Source organism: Pseudomonas sp. GOM7, assembly GCF_026723825.1.
Lineage (GTDB): Bacteria > Pseudomonadota > Gammaproteobacteria > Pseudomonadales > Pseudomonadaceae > Aquipseudomonas.
On the sequence record NZ_CP113519.1, the window covers coordinates 2,658,810 to 2,676,908 of the forward strand.

Consider the following 18,099-nt stretch of genomic DNA (forward strand, 5'->3'; position numbering starts at 1 on the left):
CAAAATTTGAAACTTCATCTTCTGTGAATCGACAAATTTGAGACTCCAAGGAGACACCTTCAGGGTATGACACACGGGCCGCGTGGATGCGAACTGCTCTTTGACAGCATTGGAAAGCAATGTGGGGCTCCACCTGTTTGTTGGAAGTCAATTTGGAACTTTGCTCCTGGTCTCTTCTATGAATAGTAACGGCTTGAATCGGCTTTTTAGGCAGCGCCGGGCGCTCTAGAATCTGGTTTATAGTCGATTATAAAGTGATTATAGAGCGATTATAGAATTCGCTTTTGGTGCCTGATTGGGCCTACTCGAAGCAGGCAGCCCCTGCATCTCGCCTAAGCAACAGTATGTTTGACCAGGCCCCCAATTCCTACTTGGGGCTCGACTGAACGGCTAGCGAGGCCGGTCTTGTGCTAGCGCGCCTAGCGGGTGGTGCGAACCCTACGAGCTTGAGAAATCCGGTTAAACGGAGCTACCAGTTGAGCCCGATTGATACCCTGCATGACACTCTATTTGATCCAAATCAACACTATTGCCAAAAGGAGCGTTCATGCCTCGGGGCAATCTGCTATCGTCGCCCTATCGCCCGCCTGGTGAATTGCTGTGCGTCGAATTGGATTGATCCTGGTAATGATTGCTAGCCTCGTGCTGCCGACCTTCGGCGGTGTGGCTTTCAGCATGCCGGCACAACCTTGCCCGATGCAGAGCGCCGATCATCAGGGCCATGCAATGGCCGATGCTCCGTGCTGCGAGCAAATGGACAAGTCTGATGGGGTGGCCAAGAAGTCCCCTTGCAAACCCGGCCAGGAATGCAAGACCGGAGGACTTCTCCAGACCACCGTGATCAAGAGCATATCCCCTCTCCCCTCACGCCCCGAGATATTGCTGACCCAGTCGGTGATTAAGCGAGAGCCCGCAGGACTCTGGCGCCCTCCTCGTTTCGTCTAATGCAGTGATCATCCCGCGCCTTACAGTCAGGCGCATCGTCGCGGTCACGTTTCGTAGTCGCGACTTCGATCAATCGCATTGGAGGCGAAAGCATGTCCGCTTTCCTTTTTCCACGCCGTGGCTTTCTCGGTGTGTTGGCTGCCGCATTCTGGGCAGCTCCCTGGCTTGCCGCGCAGGCGCAGCCCCTAACTTTCGAACGAGCCCAAGCTCTGGCCGAGCAGAGTGCCCCTGAGAACCTCGCGCGCCAGGCGCAGGTGGCATCGGCACAGCAGGCTGTCGAGCCCGCAGACGCCCTGCCCGATCCCAAGCTGATTCTAGGCATCGACAACCTGCCGATCGAAGGCCCTGACCGTTACACGCTTAATCGTGACTCCATGACCATGCGCCGCATTGGGTTCATGCAGGAAGTCCCCAACAGTGACAAGCGTCAGGCTCGGCGCCAGTTGGCCGAGGCTTCAGTAGGCCGAGCCGAGGCCGAGCAGCGTGCCATGCAGTTGGAGATCAAGCGCCAGACGGCAGTGAGCTGGCTGGATGTGTACTACGCCGAACGCAGTGTTGGCCTCTTCGATCAACTGGACCGTCAGATCGAGATGCTCCGCTCGACCGTGCAATCGCTGATTGCCGGCGGTAGTGCTCAGCCTGGCGAGCTGTTGCAGGCCGACCAGGAAGCTTTGGCGTTACAAGATCGGCGAGATGAACTGAATCGCGATGTGGCAGTAGCTCGTGCCAAGCTGCGCCGCTGGATAGGCAACGAGGCTGACCAGCCTTTGCAAGGAGGTGTTCCCAGTCTGAACCTGGTGGCACCGCACCTGCAGCAACGCATTGCCTCACACCCTGAGTTGCGCGCTGCCTCCGCCCGAGTCGGCGAGGCTAGCGCCGAGCTGAACGAGGCCATCGCCGAGAAGACCCCCGACTGGGGTGTTGAGTTTGCCTACAACAATCGCGACAACCAGTTCGGCGATATGGTGATGGTGCAATTTACCTTCGACCTGCCGTTGTTCGTAGGCACACGTCAGGGGCCCAAGATCAACGCCAGACAACAAAGCGTGTCGCAGATGGAAGCCGAGCAGGAAGCATTACTGCGCGCCCATCAGGCTGAGCTGGAAGGCGGTATTGCCGAGCTTGAGCAACTGCGCAGGACCTTGTCACGCACCGAAAAAACCTTGATCCCGCTTGCAAGCAAACGTGCCGATCTCGAACTGGCCGCCTACCAAGCCGGTAACAGCCAGCTCACATCCGTTATTACTGCCCAGCGCGACCTGATTGATGCGCAACTGCGGCAGATTGAACAACAGCGCAAGTTGAGCCAGCTCTCCGCAAGCCTGTACTACGCCTATGTGGAGGGCCTGAAATGAAGATATCGACATTTGGTTTTGCGGTCGCCGTGCTGACCGTGGGCATTGGCGCGGCGGGCGGTGGCTACTGGCTGGCCCAGCGGCAAGCCAAACACGAGCTACTGCCTAGCTCCGCACCGACGGACGAGCGCAAAGTGCTCTATTGGTACGACCCGATGCAGCCTGAGCAGCGCTTCGATAAACCGGGCAAGTCACCTTTCATGGATATGGAGCTTGTCCCTAAATACGCAGGATCCGAGCAAGATCCGTCTGTCCTGAGCGTCCCCGCTCAAGCCGTGCAGAACCTCGGAATGCGGACCTCGAAGGTGATCCGCGGTGTACTGCCCTCGGATATCGAGGTGGTCGGCTCCCTGGCCTATAACCAGCGAGAGGTAGCGAACCTCCAGGCCCGCGCTGGCGGATTCGTCGAGCGGGTTTACGGGCGTGCCCCTGGCGATGTACTGCCAGCTGGAACACCCTTGGTCGACCTGCTGATTCCCGAGTGGTCCGCCGCGCAGTTGGAGTTCCTCGCGGTACTGCGTACCGGTGACGCCCGCTTGATCACTGCGGCCCAAGAGCGCCTCCGCCTGCTCGGCATGCCACAAGCTTTGATAGAGCAGGTTCGCCGCAGCGGCAAACCGCGGGCAGTGCAAACCCTCACCACACCTATCAGCGGCGAGCTCCAAGCCTTGCAGGTACGCGCCGGGATGACCGTTGAAGCCGGGCAGGATCTGGCGTTGATCAACGGGCTGTCCAGTGTCTGGCTCGATGCGGCGATACCCGAGGCCATGGCCGGAAGTATCCAGGTCGGGGACGAGATCCGCGCCAACCTGACGGCCTTTCCTGATCGACCGCTGCTGGGCCGCGTCATAGCCTTGCTGCCGAGTGCCGATCCGCAAACGCGCACGCTCACGGTACGCAGCGAGCTACCCAACCCTGCCGGTAAGTTGCGCCCCGGCATGTTCGCCGCCGTACGCCTGAACAGTGCCGTCGAACAATCCACGCTTCTTGTGCCGAGTGAAGCCGTGATTCGCACCGGGAAGCGTGCATTGGTGATGCTGGCCGAAGGCGACGGACGCTACCGTCCCCAGGAAATCACCTTGGGCCGCGAGGCCGATGGGCGTCTGGAGGTGTTTTCCGGTCTTGAGGAAGGTCAGGCGGTCGTTACCTCCGGCCAGTTCCTCATCGATTCGGAAGCCAGCCTGCAGGGCATCCTGGCCGGCAATGCAGAACAGGACAGCACGGAGGGGCTGCATGTGTCTCACGGCGTTATTCGCGCACTGGACGGGAAACAAGTCACCCTGGAGCATGGCCCCTTCGAGAGCCTGAATATGCCAGGTATGACCATGGCTTTTCCTCTGGTCAGCTCCGAAGTAGCTGTGGGACTTAAGCCAGGAGATCACGTACGCATCGCCGCACGTCAGACAAACTCCGGCCTGCTGATCGAGCAGCTCCGCAAGGAAGGAGACCAGCCATGATCGCGCGCCTGATCCATTGGTCGATCGGCAACCGCTTCCTGGTACTGCTGGCCACCCTGTTCATCACCGCCCTGGGCCTCTGGTCGCTGCGCAACACGCCGTTGGATGCACTGCCGGACCTATCTGACACCCAGGTCATCATCAGAACCAGCTTTCCCGGACAGGCACCGCAGATCGTCGAGAACCAGGTGACCTACCCACTGGCCACAACCATGCTCTCGGTACCGGGGGCGAAGACGGTGCGCGGCTACTCGTTCTTCGGCGACTCCTTCGTCTACGTGCTGTTCGAGGACGACACCGACCTCTACTGGGCGCGCTCGCGGGTGCTGGAGTACCTCAACCAGGCGCAGGAACGCCTGCCCGAGGGTGTTACCACCACCCTTGGGCCGGATGCCACCGGCGTGGGCTGGATCTACCAGTACGCCTTGGTCGACCGCAGCGGCCAACATGATCTTGCGCAGCTACGGGCGCTGCAGGACTGGTTCCTCAAGTACGAGCTCAAGAGCCTACCCAACGTGGCCGAAGTGGCTACCCTCGGGGGCATGGTCAAGCAGTATCAGGTGCTGCTCGATCCGCAAAAGCTGGTGGCTTATGGGGTAACTCAGCAGGAGGTCGAAGCGGCGCTGAAGAGCGCCAATCAGGAAACCGGCGGCGCCATCCTGGAGCTGGCGGAGCGCGAGTACATGGTGCGGGCTTCAGGCTATCTAGAGAGCCTGGAGGATTTCCGCAATGTGCCGCTGCGGGCTTCGGCCAGCGGAGTTCCGGTGCTGCTGGGTCAGGTGGCCACCATTCAGCTGGGGCCAGAGATGCGGCGTGGCATTGCCGAGCTGGATGGCCAGGGTGAAGTGGTAGGCGGCGTGGTCATCCTACGCTCCGGAAAGAATGCCCGCGATGCCATCGCTGCGGTGAAGACCAAGCTGGACAGCCTGAAGGGCAGCCTGCCGGCCGGCGTCGAGGTGGTCACCACCTATGACCGCTCGCAACTGATCGACCGCGCCATCGATAACCTCAGCTACAAGCTGCTGGAAGAGTTCGTGGTGGTGGCCTTGGTTTGCCTGCTCTTCCTCTGGCACCTGCGCTCGTCGCTGGTCGCGATCATCACCCTGCCCCTGGGCATCCTCATGGCCTTCATCGTCATGCGCTACCAGGGCGTCAATGCCAACATCATGTCGCTCGGCGGGATCGCCATCGCCATCGGCGCCATGGTCGACGCCGCCGTGGTGATGATCGAGAACGCGCACAAGCACATCGAAACCTGGAAGGCTCGACACCCTGGTGAGCAGCTACAGGGCGAGGCGCACTGGCGGGTGATCGGCGAAGCCGCGGTCGAGGTCGGGCCGGCGCTGTTCTTCAGCCTGCTGATCATCACCCTGTCCTTCCTCCCGGTCTTCACCCTGGAGGCCCAGGAAGGCCGCCTGTTCGGCCCGCTGGCCTTCACCAAGACCTATGCCATGGCGGCTGCCGCCGGACTCTCGGTCACCTTGGTACCGGTGCTGATGGGCTACTGGATTCGCGGGCATATCCCCAGCGAACAACAGAACCCCTTGAACCGCTGGCTGATCGGCGCATACCGGCCGGTACTGGAGTGGGTGCTGGCTTGGCCAAAAGTGACCCTGGCGCTGGCCGTGCTGGTCTTTTTGTCCAGCCTCTGGCCCCTCAGCAGACTCGGAGGAGAGTTTCTGCCGCCCATGGACGAGGGCGACCTGTTGTACATGCCCTCGGCCCTGCCCGGCTTGCCGGCGAGCAAGGCGACCCAACTGCTGCAGCAGACCAACCGGATGATCCTCACGGTGCCGGAAGTGGCGCGGGTGTTCGGCAAGGCCGGGCGAGCGGAGACGGCCACCGACCCGGCGCCGCTGGAAATGTTCGAGACCACGGTGCAGTTCAAGCCGCGCGAGCAATGGCGTGCGGGCATGACGCCGGAAAAGCTGATCGAGGAGCTGGACCGCGCGGTGAAGGTCCCCGGGCTGTCCAATATCTGGGTGCCGCCCATCCGCAACCGCATCGACATGCTGGCGACGGGGATCAAGAGCCCCATTGGGGTGAAGGTCTCCGGAACCTCCTTGGTCGACATCGAGCGCATAACGCGCGATATCGAGGCCGTGGCCAAAGAGGTGCCTGGGGTGAGTTCGGCCTTGGCAGAACGCCTGACCGGAGGTCGCTATGTGGATATCCAGATCGATCGGCTGGCCGCGGCGCGCTATGGCCTGAGCATCGCCGATCTGCAGACGGTGGTATCGGGCGCCATCGGCGGCAGCAATATAGGCGAGACGGTTGAAGGACTGGCCCGCTTCCCGATCAACCTGCGCTATCCCAAGGAGTGGCGAGACAGTCCGCAGGCACTACGGCGTATGCCGATCCTCACTCCAGCCGGCCAGCAGATCACCTTGGGCACCGTCGCCCAGGTAACTCTGACCGAAGGGCCGCCGATGCTGCGCAGCGAGAACGGGCGACTGTCCGGCTGGGTCTATGTCGATGTCCGTGGGCGCGACCTGGCCTCGACCGTGCGCGAGCTGCAGCAGCGCGTCGCCGAGCGGGTACAACTCGACGCCGGCATGACCGTCTCCTACTCCGGTCAGTTCGAGTTTCTGGAGCGCGCCAATGCGCGGCTGGCCTGGGTGGTGCCGGCGACTCTGTTGATTATCTTCGTGCTGCTCTACCTGACTTTCAGCCGCTTCGGCGAGGCCCTGCTGATCATGGCCACCCTGCCCTTCGCCCTATCGGGCGGCATCTGGCTGCTCTACTGGTTCGGCTTCAACCTGTCGGTGGCCACCGGCGTGGGCTTCATTGCCCTGGCCGGCGTCTCGGCCGAGTTCGGGGTGATCATGCTGCTGTACCTGAAGAACGCCTGGCATGCGCGTGTGGATACCGGGCGCAGCGGTGATCCGGCCCTACTGGAGGCAATTCGTGAAGGCGCGGTGCTGCGTGTGCGGCCCAAGGTGATGACGGTGGCCGTGATCATCGCCGGCCTGTTGCCAATCCTCTGGGGCGGAGGTGCCGGATCTGAGGTGATGAAGCGCATCGCCGCGCCCATGGTCGGCGGCATGATTACCGCGCCGCTGATGTCCATGTTGGTTTTGCCGGCCGCGTACTGGCTGATGCGTCGACAGGGCAAACGAAAGAGTTACTCACCACAGGAGCTATAGCTCTGAGTGTTCAGGAGAGCCCCTCCGCCAGATGACGAAAAGGGGCTTATCTGCCTTAAATCACGCGTTTAACACTCAGGTACTCGCCCTTGGGTTCAGCTCAACGGCAATGGCACAGTGACCCTCAGGTGCTCAAAGCCTGGGAGGCTGCTGCCGTGCGCCAGACGACCACGTTTTTTGTGAATGGCAAACCGCTCCTGAGCTTTGGTGCACAGCCACTGATTGATCTGGTTAAAGCTGAAATCGAACAAAGCAAATAAGCGCTTGCAGTCTGTAAACAAACGAACCCGCACCACCGCCTGCAATGTCTCGTGCCGAGTACTGCAGGTGGTGGCGCATTGTTTAGTGGCGATGGCTTTTCCCAACGTGGGTATGGCCATCATCTGGAAGTGCACTGACTCCGCCGGTGGTATTCAGGCGCTGGAGAATTCCACACTCGTCTACACCCCGCTCAGAGGCGCAACGGTGTCGTAACTCAACCAGCTGTTGTTGCAGTGCCAGGAGGCTGGTCACTCGCGCTTGCACATGCTCGATGTGCTCATCCACTAAGCTATTCACACCCTCACAGTTCCCCTCTGGCCGATCCATCAGCGCCAACAAGCTTCTGATCTCGTCCAGGGTCATGTCCAGTGTTCGGCAATTACGAATAAACGTAAGCCTCTCAAGATGCTCACTGCTGTAAAGACGATAATTGCCCTCGCTGCGAGCCGGTGTCGGCAACAGCCCTTCACGCTCGTAATAGCGAACCGTTTCAACCTGGCAATCGGCAAGCTTGGCCAGCTCTCCAATTTTCATGAAATACCCCTTCTACAAACTCTTGACCCTGTAGTGGCTTCAGGGTGTTCACTCTACAGCACTGACCAATAAGGATACCCCCATGGCTGGTTGCTGCAGTGATGAACAAAAACCTGAAGCGGTTTCAAAGGATGTCTGCTGTGACCCCAGCGGCGCGTTTAAGTGCTCGGCCACGGCAACTACAACGGTAAATGCCATGGTTCGCTCCAGGCTCAGCAGTTTCCGTATTGAACAAATGGACTGCCCCACCGAACAGACGCTGATTCAAGACAAACTGAGCAAGCTGGCTGGCATAGACAAGCTCGATTTCAATCTGATCAATCGCGTTCTTGGGGTATGGCACAGCTTGCCGTCGACCGCTCTTATTGAAGCGGCGATCTCATCCCTAGGTATGCAAGCAGAACCGCTCTCTGCTGAGGGGCAAGCCCGCATCACAATCGAACAGATGGACTGCCCAACGGAAGAAAAGCTGATCCGCGACAAGCTCTCCTCCCTGACCGGCATCAGCGCGCTGGAGTTCAACTTGCTTCAGCGCGTATTGACGTTTAGCCACACAGCAGAAGCATTGCCAGCAGCCCTGGCAGCGATTCGCGACCTTGGTTTCACGCCAGTGGTTGAGGGTGCAGCAACAGTAAACGATGAAGCGCAAGCAGCGCCGCGCAAGAAGGCTTGGTGGCCTTTGGCGCTATCCGGTGTGGCTGCCGTATCGGCTGAAGTGCTGCACTTCGCCGAGCTTGCACCTGAGTGGGTTGTGGCCGGTGTGGCGCTGCTCGCCATTCTGCTGTGCGGCCTGACGACCTATAAAAAGGGTTGGATTGCGCTGAAGAACCGCAACCTGAACATCAATGCACTGATGAGTATTGCGGTTACCGGTGCGGTGCTGATTGGGCAATGGCCGGAAGCCGCCATGGTCATGTTCCTCTTTTCTGTGGCCGAGCTGATCGAGGCAAAATCGCTGGGTCGGGCTCGTAATGCCATCCGCGGCCTGATGGATCTGACCCCAGAGCGCGCCACGGTGCAGCAAGCAGACGGCTCATGGCTTGAAGTTGAGGTTAAAACCATAGCCTTAAGTGCATTGGTCAGGGTTCGGCCTGGCGAGCGAATCGGCCTCGATGGCGAGGTGACTTCCGGCAACTCCACCATCAACCAAGCGCCGATCACGGGGGAAAGCCTGCCCGTAGAGAAAACCGTCGGAGACCCGGTTTTTGCTGGCACCATCAATCAAGCAGGCTCGCTGGAATACCGCGTCGTGGCAGCCGCTGCCAACACTACGCTGGCACGCATCATTCACGCGGTCGAAGAGGCACAGGGTTCACGTGCTCCGACCCAGCGCTTTGTCGACCAATTCGCCAAGGTATACACCCCTGTCGTATTCCTATTCGCCCTGGCTATCGCCATTGTGCCGCCACTCTTCATGGCCGAACCCTGGTACGACTGGATCTATCGTGCCTTGGTACTGCTGGTGGTCGCTTGCCCTTGCGCCTTGGTTATTTCAACGCCCGTCACCATTGTCAGTGGCCTGGCTGCGGCTGCGCGCAAAGGCATTCTGATCAAAGGCGGTGTCTACCTTGAAACCGGCGGCAAGCTTGGCTTCCTGGCACTCGACAAGACCGGCACTATTACTCACGGCAAGCCGGTGCAGACCGATTACATGCCGCTGGTTGATCAGGACTCAGAAGTCTACCGCACACATGCCGCCAGCCTCGCCAGTCGGTCTGACCATCCGGTATCGCAAGCGATAGCCAAGCATGCCAGTAAGAATGGGCTGGCGTTTACCGCCGTTGAAGGATTCGAAGCCCTACTGGGTCGAGGTGTTCGAGGCACCATCGAAGGCATAGATTTCCACCTGGGTAACCACCGCCTGGTGGAAGAGCTTGGCCTCTGCTCACCCGAGCTGGAAGCGACGCTGGAGCGTCTCGAACGCCAAGGTAAAACAGTGGTGGTGCTGTGCAATCCGCAGCGTGCCATTGCCCTGTTCGCCGTTGCCGATACCGTCAAGGGCTCCAGCCGCCAGGCAATTGAGGAGCTTCATGCGCTTGGCGTGAAGACCACAATGCTGACCGGCGATAACCCGCACACCGCAGATGCGATTGCACAGCAGGTAGGCATCGACGAGGCACGCGGCAACCTACTGCCAGTCGACAAATTGCAGGCCATTGAAGCATTGCAGGCGCGCGGCTACGTTGTAGGGATGGTCGGCGATGGCATCAACGATGCGCCGGCGCTGGCGAAGTCTGAAATCGGTTTCGCCATGGCCGCCGCCGGCACGGACACGGCCATCGAAACTGCGGATGTGGCCTTGATGGATGACGACCTGCGCAAGATCCCGGCCTTCATCCGCCTGTCTCAACAGACCGCCGTCATCCTCAAGCAGAACATCGTGCTGGCGTTAGGGATCAAGGCCCTGTTTCTCGCCATTACCCTAACGGGGCAGGCGACGATGTGGATGGCCGTCTTTGCCGACATGGGCGTCAGCCTGCTGGTGGTGTTCAACGGCCTGCGCCTGCTTAAAAAGTAGGATCGGAGGATTGAAGATGAAAGCAGCATTGCAACTCGCAATTGAACAAGCCTTTCAGCAGGCCCGGCAGGCCATGCAGGAACAGCGCAGCGCAGATGCCTTTCAATGGTTAGAGCGCGCGCACATCCTGACCCAACGCCAACCCGTGCTGCATGCTGGGTCACACTGACTGATGCTTGTGCTCGGCTGGCAGACCGGCGATTACCGCGAGGTCGCGGGGCAACTACCACGTATTTTCGCGGCCCTGCTGTTCTCCAAAATCTGGGTGCCTATCGGCAATACAGGCCGCTCCAGGGTCAGTGCTTTCAAGCCCATGCCGGTTCCCGAAGAACCACAGACCTTGCTTGCCGATGACAAGTAAACTCAATCCGGTCGGTGATTGCGCCCATGCAAATTGATATCTCTACCCAGCTGCCATGCTCACTGGCAGAGGTGATCGCCCAGGTGCGCACGCCACGTCTGCTGCATCAGGTTGCATCACCGTTGCTGAGTTTCAGCCCGCTGACTCCCGTTGAGTTTCCTGGCACCTGGAACGAGGGCACTTACTGGGTCAAGCTGAAGTTATTCGGCGTACTTCCCATTGGCCGTCAGGCGATTGTGATTACATACCCGCAGACGGAAAATGCTCAGATTTTCATGCTAAGAGACAACGGCTACAGCCCGCTGATCAGCAAGTGGGATCACCTCATTACGGCACAAGAGGTCAACGGCGGAACGCTTTACCGAGATAGCGTGACCATCAAGGCGGGCGTCCTCACTCCGTTCGTCTGGCTATTTGCGCGCCTGTTCTACGCCCACCGTCAGCGCCGCTGGGCAACCTTGGCGGCAAATGGCTTTAACTACGGAAACTCTCAGCCGCTGTAGTAATCGCACCTTGCTAGGTTCTTGGTCGCATCAACCAACTCTTCGTCTGGTAAGCGCTGAGCCCATGGCTATTCACACCCATGCGGTCACAGTTTCATGCACCATTACTGCCATGAGCTGGAATATACGCAGTGCGCCTGCCAGCTCCAGCTCGTCAGCGAAATGCTGGCTTACACGGCGGGAGTGAGCAGCATGCCCGAATCACGCAAGGTGATTCGGGTGGACGCTTACGAGCATCCAAACAAGATCAACCGGCGTCACCCCCAGCCGGCTTGTCACATCAGCCCGGCGCTATCGATCTATCTGAGTGCACCGTCCTATGAGCTGGCAGTCATGAACATTCGGCCTGATCAAGGCTGGAGCTCTCTCGACCTACCCGTCGGATTCTATTGAAAATCTGAATTCAAATGTCGCTTTAAGACAACTTTCATTGCCGCCTTGTGAAGATTACAGAATTGTAATTTTCCAATCATCTTCAAGTTATCTTCAGCTTGCAAGGATAGGGCTCAGCTCCCCAAAGGCGCAGAGCGCTTGAGGGTGCAATACCTATAAGAACGCCATGGCGAAAACTAGACTAATAACTGCCAATTATAAAGGAGCAATAAATGCTTAATAAAACCAAACTATCCCTTGCAGTATTTTCGGCGATTGTCAGTGCAGCTCCGCTCATGGCGGCCGCAGAAGAGCAAGCCGAAGGTTTTGTAGAAGGTAGCAGTTTCAATATTCTCAACCGTAACTTCTACATGAATCGTGACTTTCGTAAAGGTCAGTCGAGCAACACTGACAATGGTTATACTGAAGCTTGGGCACACGGGATCATTGGCCAGTTCGAGTCGGGCTTTACCCAAGGTACCGTAGGCTTTGGTATTGATGCCTTCGCCATGCTCGGCCTTAAACTGGATACCGGGGATGGTCGATATGGCCCAGGTGGTACTGTTAATCTGCTGCCGGTAAATAGTGATGGTGAAGCCGAAGATAACTACTCCAAAGTGGGTGGTGCAGTAAAAGCCCGGCTATTCGACACCGTTGTCAAAGTGGGTGATGTGTTCCCCATGACGCCGGTGGTTCACTACGGTGACTCCCGCCTGCTACCGGAAAGCTTTCGCGGCGTTACGGTTGAGAACACAAGCTTTGATGGTTTGACCCTTCAGGGTGGCCGCCTGCATGCCATGAGCCAGCCGCAGGTCAGCACCATGCGTGATGAGTTCGCAACCTTCTATGCGGGCTCTGTCGCGTCTCCATGGGTTGCCTATTTCGGCGGTGACTATTCGCTAAATGACAACCTGAGCTTTAGTCTCTATAGCAGCCAACTCAAGGATGCTTGGAAGCAGCACTATGCCGGTACGTCCTTCACCTACCCGCTGACCGACAGTGTTTCCTTGTTCGGTGGCTTGAACTACTACAAAGCTGTTGATGACGGCCAGCAGCTGTTGGGTGAGTTCGATAACGACATTTACAGCGGCAAAGTGGGTGTGCAGTTCGGTGCACACAGCGTTGCCCTGTCGCACCAGCGCAACAACGGCGACGATGATTTCGACTACCTGCGCCAGTCTGATTCCATCTTCCTCGACAACTCTATTCAGTACAGCGACTTCAACTCGCCGAAAGAGAAGTCCTGGATGCTGCGCTACGACCTAGATATGGCCAGCTATGGCGTTCCTGGACTGACCTTCATGACGCGCTATGCGCTGGGTACAGATGCGGACTATTCCGACGCCAACAGTGTGTATATGCGTCGTGATGCCGATGGCAACCCGCTGACTGACCAGAAGCGCTGGGAACGCAACATCGAAGCCAAGTACGTCGTCCAAACGGGCTCACTGAAAGAGATGTCCTTCCGTGTTCGCCAGATGACTACCCGCGCAACGGATTACGAGTCGGATCTGGACGAGGTTCGTCTGATCGTCGAGTACCCACTGAGCGTGCTCTAAAAATGGATGGGCGGGCGGGCTCTAAAAGCACTGCCCGCTCATGCATAACAAGATAGGCAGTTATTAGATTTCAAGAATGTAATGTTGGGCTCACGCTGCTGTTAGCTTCACCTCCGTAAAATTCACTCGAACTTGCAGAACTTGTCCATGAACCTCGACAAGCTAATAATTGAATTTTACGAGGCCTGCCTTATGAAGATGTTGAAAGCCCTAGTTATTGGATCAGTACTTCTTGTCGGCTCCACACAGTCTTATGCAGAAGATGGCTATGATCGCTCAATGAAAGCTCAGGCAAAATTTCGAGCAGATCAAAAACGAATTCACGGAACTGAGCCTGCTGCCAAACCGGCGGACGAACTAAAGGTTAAGACCAGCAACCAAGATCGGACCAATACCGATCTTAAAAAAGAAACCAACGCTGACTAACCGCTCACTTCCGAACGATGTTCACCTCTAGAAGCTCCCGAGCTCCTTTGGAAAGAGGTGTACCCTAAGCGCCCTTCGGGGCGCTTTTTTTATTTAATCTTTAATAATAAGAAAGATTCACTGGGAGTTTAAACCTCCAAGCTAGACAACTAACTCTTCTCTTCCGCAAGTCATTCATATCTGCAACAAGCCATCGCTGTCAGCGTGTAGCAAGAAGGGCAAAATGATACCGGTGAAGGCCTTTAGATTGATCTGCCTGATATCTGCAAAGGCACTCGGCTATCACCCCGATGCTAGAACACGGTGTCATTTGAATACCGCGCCCTTGCACCGTCAGCAGATACCCACTCAATAGCCAGACGCCGTGCCCATCTCAATCTTTCATGATTCAAGCCATCCAAGAGGATCGCCACGCTTTTCGCTTCCTCATGTAAGCTGACGTTTTTCATCCTTGAGGATGCTATGAGTAGGGATGCACTTGAACAAAACCAGATACCGATCTATTTCGTCGCGGTCATTGCAGCGGCAATCGGTGGGTTAATAGCTACTGCAGCGGCGCAGAGCCTGAACGCATTAGTGACCCCGACTATCGCCGTGCTGATGTACGCGATGTTTCTGCAAATTCCCTTTCTTGATCTCCGCAAAAGTCTTAGCAACAAACGCTTCATGTCAGCCTTGCTTATCGCCAATTTCGTACTGATTCCACTGCTGGTATGGGCACTCACCAGAGGGCTCGCAGAACACCCGGCAATCCTAATAGGCGCTCTTCTAGTTTTGCTCACCCCGTGTATCGACTACGTGGTGGTCTTTACTCACATTGGCAAAGGCGACTCGCGTGCGATTCTTGCAGCAACCCCCATCCTCTTGCTGTTGCAGCTTGTGCTGTTGCCTGTGTACTTGGCTTTCATGCTAGGGGAGCAATCCCGAGTCGTTATCTCGATAGCGCCTTTCGCTGAAGCCTTTCTCGCACTGATTGTCGTGCCTTTATTGCTCGCGGTTGCTACAGCAGCCTTGGCTAAGCGCTCACGGTTCGTAGGTCGCTGGAACACCGTATGGGCATGGATGCCAGTCCCTGCGATGGCGGCAGTTCTCATTGCGGTGGTTGGGTCGCAAATCTCGCCGGTGGTTCGTGATATCGACCAGCTTTTACCGGTGATCCCGGTGTACATCGGTTTCATGCTTTTGGCCCCCGTAGTGGGCGCACTGGCTTCAAGAGCTTATAAACTGCCCGCCTCGACGGCGAGAGCGGTTACTTTCAGTACCTCCACACGTAACTCGTTGGTGGTTCTTCCGCTGGCCCTGGCATTGCCTGAAGAAATACGGGGGCTTGCAGCCGCAGCGGTCATCACCCAGACGCTGGTTGAGTTGGTGGGTGAGCTTGTCTACATCCGGGCAGTTCCGATTCTTATTTGGCGTAAAAAAAGCCGCTGAGGACGTCACAGGCACAGTCACCGCCCACATTGAGCGGTATTTACGGTAAGCAAAAAGCCCCGCTCAAGAGCGGGGCTTTTCAGTTGCACACGAATAGCGCTGTGAACTTAGCGCAGACGATGGGCCAAGCGGTAGAGCAATGGCAAAACCAGCAGCGTCAGCACGGTTGAAGACAGGATTCCGCCAATCACCACCGTCGCCAGAGGGCGCTGAACTTCTGCGCCCGTACCGATGGCAGTGGCCATTGGAATAAAGCCCAGAGACGCAACCAAAGCAGTCATCAGCACCGGCCGCAAACGAGTCAACGCGCCTTCACGAATAGCCTCGTCCAGCCCCATGCCGTTCTCACGCAAACTGCGAATAAAGGAAATCATCACCAGGCCGTTGAGTACCGCGACACCCGACAACGCAATGAAACCCACCCCCGCAGAGATCGAGAGCGGAATATCACGCAGCCACAAGGCCATGATCCCGCCGGTCAGCGCGAAGGGCACGCCGGTGAATACCAGCAGGCCATCTTTGACATTGCCGAACATCATGAAGAGCAGCGTGAACACCAGCAGCAACGAGACCGGTACGACAATCTGCAGGCGCTTGGCTGCCGACTGAAGCTGCTCGAAGGTGCCGCCCCAGGTCGTCCAGTAGCCTGTAGGGACGCTAACCGCCAGGGCGATCTTGCTCTCGGCCTCGGCGACAAAAGAGCCAATATCGCGGCCGCGAACGTTGGCGGTGACCACCACGCGACGCTTGCCACTTTCACGGCTGATCTGGTTCGGCCCCGGTGCGGACACCACGCTCGCCACATCAGCCAGGCGCACAAACCCTGGGCCATCCAGCCCATCGCCATTGGCCAGACGAATAGGCAGCTGCTGGATCTTGTCGACATCATTGCGCCACTCGTCCGCCAGGCGAACTTGGATATCGAAACGCCGGTCACCTTCAAACAGTGCACCCGCCTCGCGCCCGCCGATGGCGGTGGAAATGGCGTCCTGAATCTCCGAGACATTCAAACCGAATCGTGCGGCTTTCTCACGGTCGATTTGTACGCTGAGCATCGGCAGACCGGTGGTCTGTTCGACCTTCACATCAGCTGCTCCTGGAATACCCTCCAGCACCTCAGCGATTTGCTCGGCGGTCTCGTTCATCACATCCATGTCATCGCCAAACACTTTCACTGCGACGTCACTGCGTACGCCGGAGATCAGCTCGTTGAAGCGCATCTGAATGGGCTGAGTGAACTCATAGTTGTTGCCGGAAACCTGTTCAACCGCCTCCTGCATCGCCGCAACCAAATCGGCTTTGCTGCGATCAGGATCGGGCCACTGGTCGCGCGGCTTTAGCATGACAAAGTTGTCCGCCACGTTCGGCGGCATTGGATCGGTTGCGACTTCAGCGGTTCCAAGCTTGGCGAACACCGTATCAACCTCGGCAAAGGATTTGATTCGTTGTTCGAGTTGCACCTGCATTTCAATTGCTTGCGAAAGGCTAGTGCCAGGAATACGCAGGGCATGCAAAGCGATATCGCCCTCATCCAGGCTCGGCACGAACTCACTGCCCATCCGCGAAGCAGCTAAACCAGAAAGCACCATGATGACTGTCGCAATGGTCAGCACTAACGGCTTGCTGACCATGACCCAATCTAGCAACGGCGCGTAGCCTTGCTTGACCCAGGCCATTAGCCGATTTTCTTTTTCACTGACGTTGCCATTGAGGAACAGTGCAACAGCTGCCGGGACGAATGTCACCGAGAGGATCATGGCTCCGAACAGGGCTGTCACCACGGTGAACGCCATTGGGTGGAACATCTTGCCTTCCACGCCGGTCAGCGCAAATATCGGCAGGTACACCACCATAATGATCAGTTGGCCGAACAGCAGTGGACGACGCGCCTCCTTCGACGCCGCGAACACCTCATGGAAGCGCTCATTACGGGTCAACGTTCGGCCTGCTGCGGCCTGGGCGTGAGCCAAACGACGCACGCAGTTCTCTACGATCACCACGGCACCATCGATGATGATGCCGAAATCGAGTGCGCCAAGGCTCATCAGGTTCGCGCTGACCTTGTTGCTGACCATGCCCGTAAAGGTGAACAGCATCGACAGCGGAATCACCATTGCGGTGATGAGGGCCGCCCGAATGTTACCCAGGAACAGGAACAGGATAGCGATAACCAGCAGAGCGCCTTCGATCAGATTCTTCTTCACCGTATTGATGGCCTTATCGACCAATACAGTGCGGTCATAGACCGTCTTCGCTATGACTCCTTTCGGCAGGTTGCGATTGATCTCCTTTATGCGCTGGTCGACAGCCTGCGATACATAGCGGCTGTTCTCACCAATCAACATAAAGGCAGTGCCGAGCACCACCTCCTGGCCGTTCTCAGTAGCGGCACCGGTGCGCAGCTCCTTACCCAGGCCAACCTCGGCCACATCACCGATGCGCACAGGAACACCATCGGTGTTCTTGATGATGATGTTGGCGATGTCAGCGATATTGCCGACTTGTCCCGGAGCGCGGATCAGGTACTGCTCGCCGCTGCGTTCGATGTAGCCCGCACCAACGTTGGCATTATTGCTCTCCAACGCAACCACAATGTCCTGCAGGCTGAGGCCATGTGCGACCAGGCGCTCCGGCTTGGGTGAAACCTGGAACTCCTTGGCATAACCGCCAATGGTGTTGATCTCGGTAACACCTTTGACGGTTCGCAGTTGCGGCTTGACGATCCAGTCCTGAATCTCACGCAGATCCATCGGTGTATAGGTGCTGCCATCCGGCTTCTTCGCACCGTCTTGCGCCTCGATGGTCCACATGTAGATCTCGCCCAGACCAGAAGCGATTGGCCCCATGCTCGGCGACAGATCACTGGGTAGATTTCCACGCGCTTCCTGTATCCGCTCATTCACCAACTGACGAGCGAAGTAGATGTCTGTGCCGTCTTCGAAAATGACGGTGACCTGCGACAACCCGTAACGTGAGATTGAACGCGTTTCCTGTAAGTTGGGCAGCCCAGCCATTACCGATTCAATCGGAAAGGTCACGCGTTGCTCGGTTTCCAGTGGCGAGTAGCCCTTTGCCTCGGTATTGATCTGCACCTGCACGTTGGTGATGTCGGGAACCGCATCAATCGGCAACTTCTGGTAGCTGTAAACACCCAACGCTGCCATGCCGAGCACAGCCAGCAAGACTAGCCAGCGCTGGTCGATGGCGAAGCGAATTAATCGTTCGTACATG

The 18,099-nt window shown here is 57.6% G+C and carries 11 protein-coding genes and 1 pseudogene; 10 read left to right on the top strand and 2 right to left on the bottom strand.

Features of this window, described 5'->3' with window-relative positions:
• Positions 1-1,037 precede the first annotated feature (1,037 nt).
• From OU800_RS12080 to OU800_RS12090, 3 genes are read left to right on the top strand one after another with little or no spacing between them, the layout of a single operon-like run.
• A complete protein-coding gene (locus tag OU800_RS12080) occupies positions 1,038-2,300 on the top strand; it encodes a TolC family protein (protein ID WP_003139513.1) in 1,263 nt (420 codons plus the stop codon).
• Positions 2,297-3,757 (top strand): efflux RND transporter periplasmic adaptor subunit, encoded by a 1,461-nt coding sequence (locus OU800_RS12085; protein ID WP_061239417.1) that lies wholly within the window; start codon positions 2,297-2,299, stop codon positions 3,755-3,757. The genes OU800_RS12080 and OU800_RS12085 overlap by 4 nt, the downstream gene beginning before the upstream one ends.
• A complete protein-coding gene (locus tag OU800_RS12090; protein WP_059392067.1) occupies positions 3,754-6,903 on the top strand; it encodes an efflux RND transporter permease subunit in 3,150 nt (1,049 codons plus the stop codon). The genes OU800_RS12085 and OU800_RS12090 overlap by 4 nt, the downstream gene beginning before the upstream one ends.
• A 342-nt stretch (positions 6,904-7,245) precedes the next feature.
• Here OU800_RS12090 and cadR read toward each other — a convergent pair whose 3' ends face one another.
• On the bottom strand, positions 7,246-7,698 hold the full coding sequence (gene cadR, locus OU800_RS12095; protein ID WP_017675702.1) for a Cd(II)/Pb(II)-responsive transcriptional regulator: 453 nt from the start codon (positions 7,696-7,698) through the stop codon (positions 7,246-7,248).
• Between the two features lie 235 nt (positions 7,699-7,933).
• Here cadR and OU800_RS12100 point away from each other — a divergent pair, with 235 nt between their 5' ends.
• The 7 genes and pseudogenes from OU800_RS12100 to OU800_RS12130 all read left to right on the top strand — a co-directional run bounded on the left by OU800_RS12100 (position 7,934) and on the right by OU800_RS12130 (position 14,868).
• On the top strand, positions 7,934-10,216 hold the full coding sequence (locus OU800_RS12100; protein WP_268184299.1) for a heavy metal translocating P-type ATPase: 2,283 nt from the start codon (positions 7,934-7,936) through the stop codon (positions 10,214-10,216).
• 16 nt (positions 10,217-10,232) lie between these two features.
• Positions 10,233-10,577, top strand: a pseudogene (locus OU800_RS12105) (DUF3703 domain-containing protein).
• Positions 10,578-10,603: 26 nt separating this feature from the next.
• Complete coding sequence (locus tag OU800_RS12110; RefSeq protein WP_059392066.1) at positions 10,604-11,080, top strand: hypothetical protein; 477 nt, start codon at positions 10,604-10,606, stop codon at positions 11,078-11,080.
• 192 nt (positions 11,081-11,272) lie between these two features.
• The gene (locus tag OU800_RS12115) at positions 11,273-11,473 is read left to right on the top strand and encodes a hypothetical protein (protein ID WP_139204310.1); all 201 of its coding nucleotides are present in this window, start codon (positions 11,273-11,275) and stop codon (positions 11,471-11,473) included.
• Between the two features lie 212 nt (positions 11,474-11,685).
• Positions 11,686-13,011, top strand: coding sequence for an OprD family porin (locus tag OU800_RS12120; RefSeq protein ID WP_026088463.1), 1,326 nt, complete (start codon positions 11,686-11,688; stop codon positions 13,009-13,011).
• 147 nt (positions 13,012-13,158) lie between these two features.
• Positions 13,159-13,437, top strand: coding sequence for a hypothetical protein (locus tag OU800_RS12125; RefSeq protein WP_224490798.1), 279 nt, complete (start codon positions 13,159-13,161; stop codon positions 13,435-13,437).
• A 462-nt stretch (positions 13,438-13,899) separates the two neighbouring features.
• The gene (locus tag OU800_RS12130; protein ID WP_059392065.1) at positions 13,900-14,868 is read left to right on the top strand and encodes an arsenic resistance protein; all 969 of its coding nucleotides are present in this window, start codon (positions 13,900-13,902) and stop codon (positions 14,866-14,868) included.
• Between the two features lie 107 nt (positions 14,869-14,975).
• Here the strand turns inward: OU800_RS12130 and OU800_RS12135 are convergent, their stop codons facing one another.
• Entirely contained in the window at positions 14,976-18,098 is a 3,123-nt protein-coding gene (locus OU800_RS12135) for an efflux RND transporter permease subunit (RefSeq protein WP_045733420.1), read from the bottom strand.
• Position 18,099: the final 1 nt, after the last annotated feature.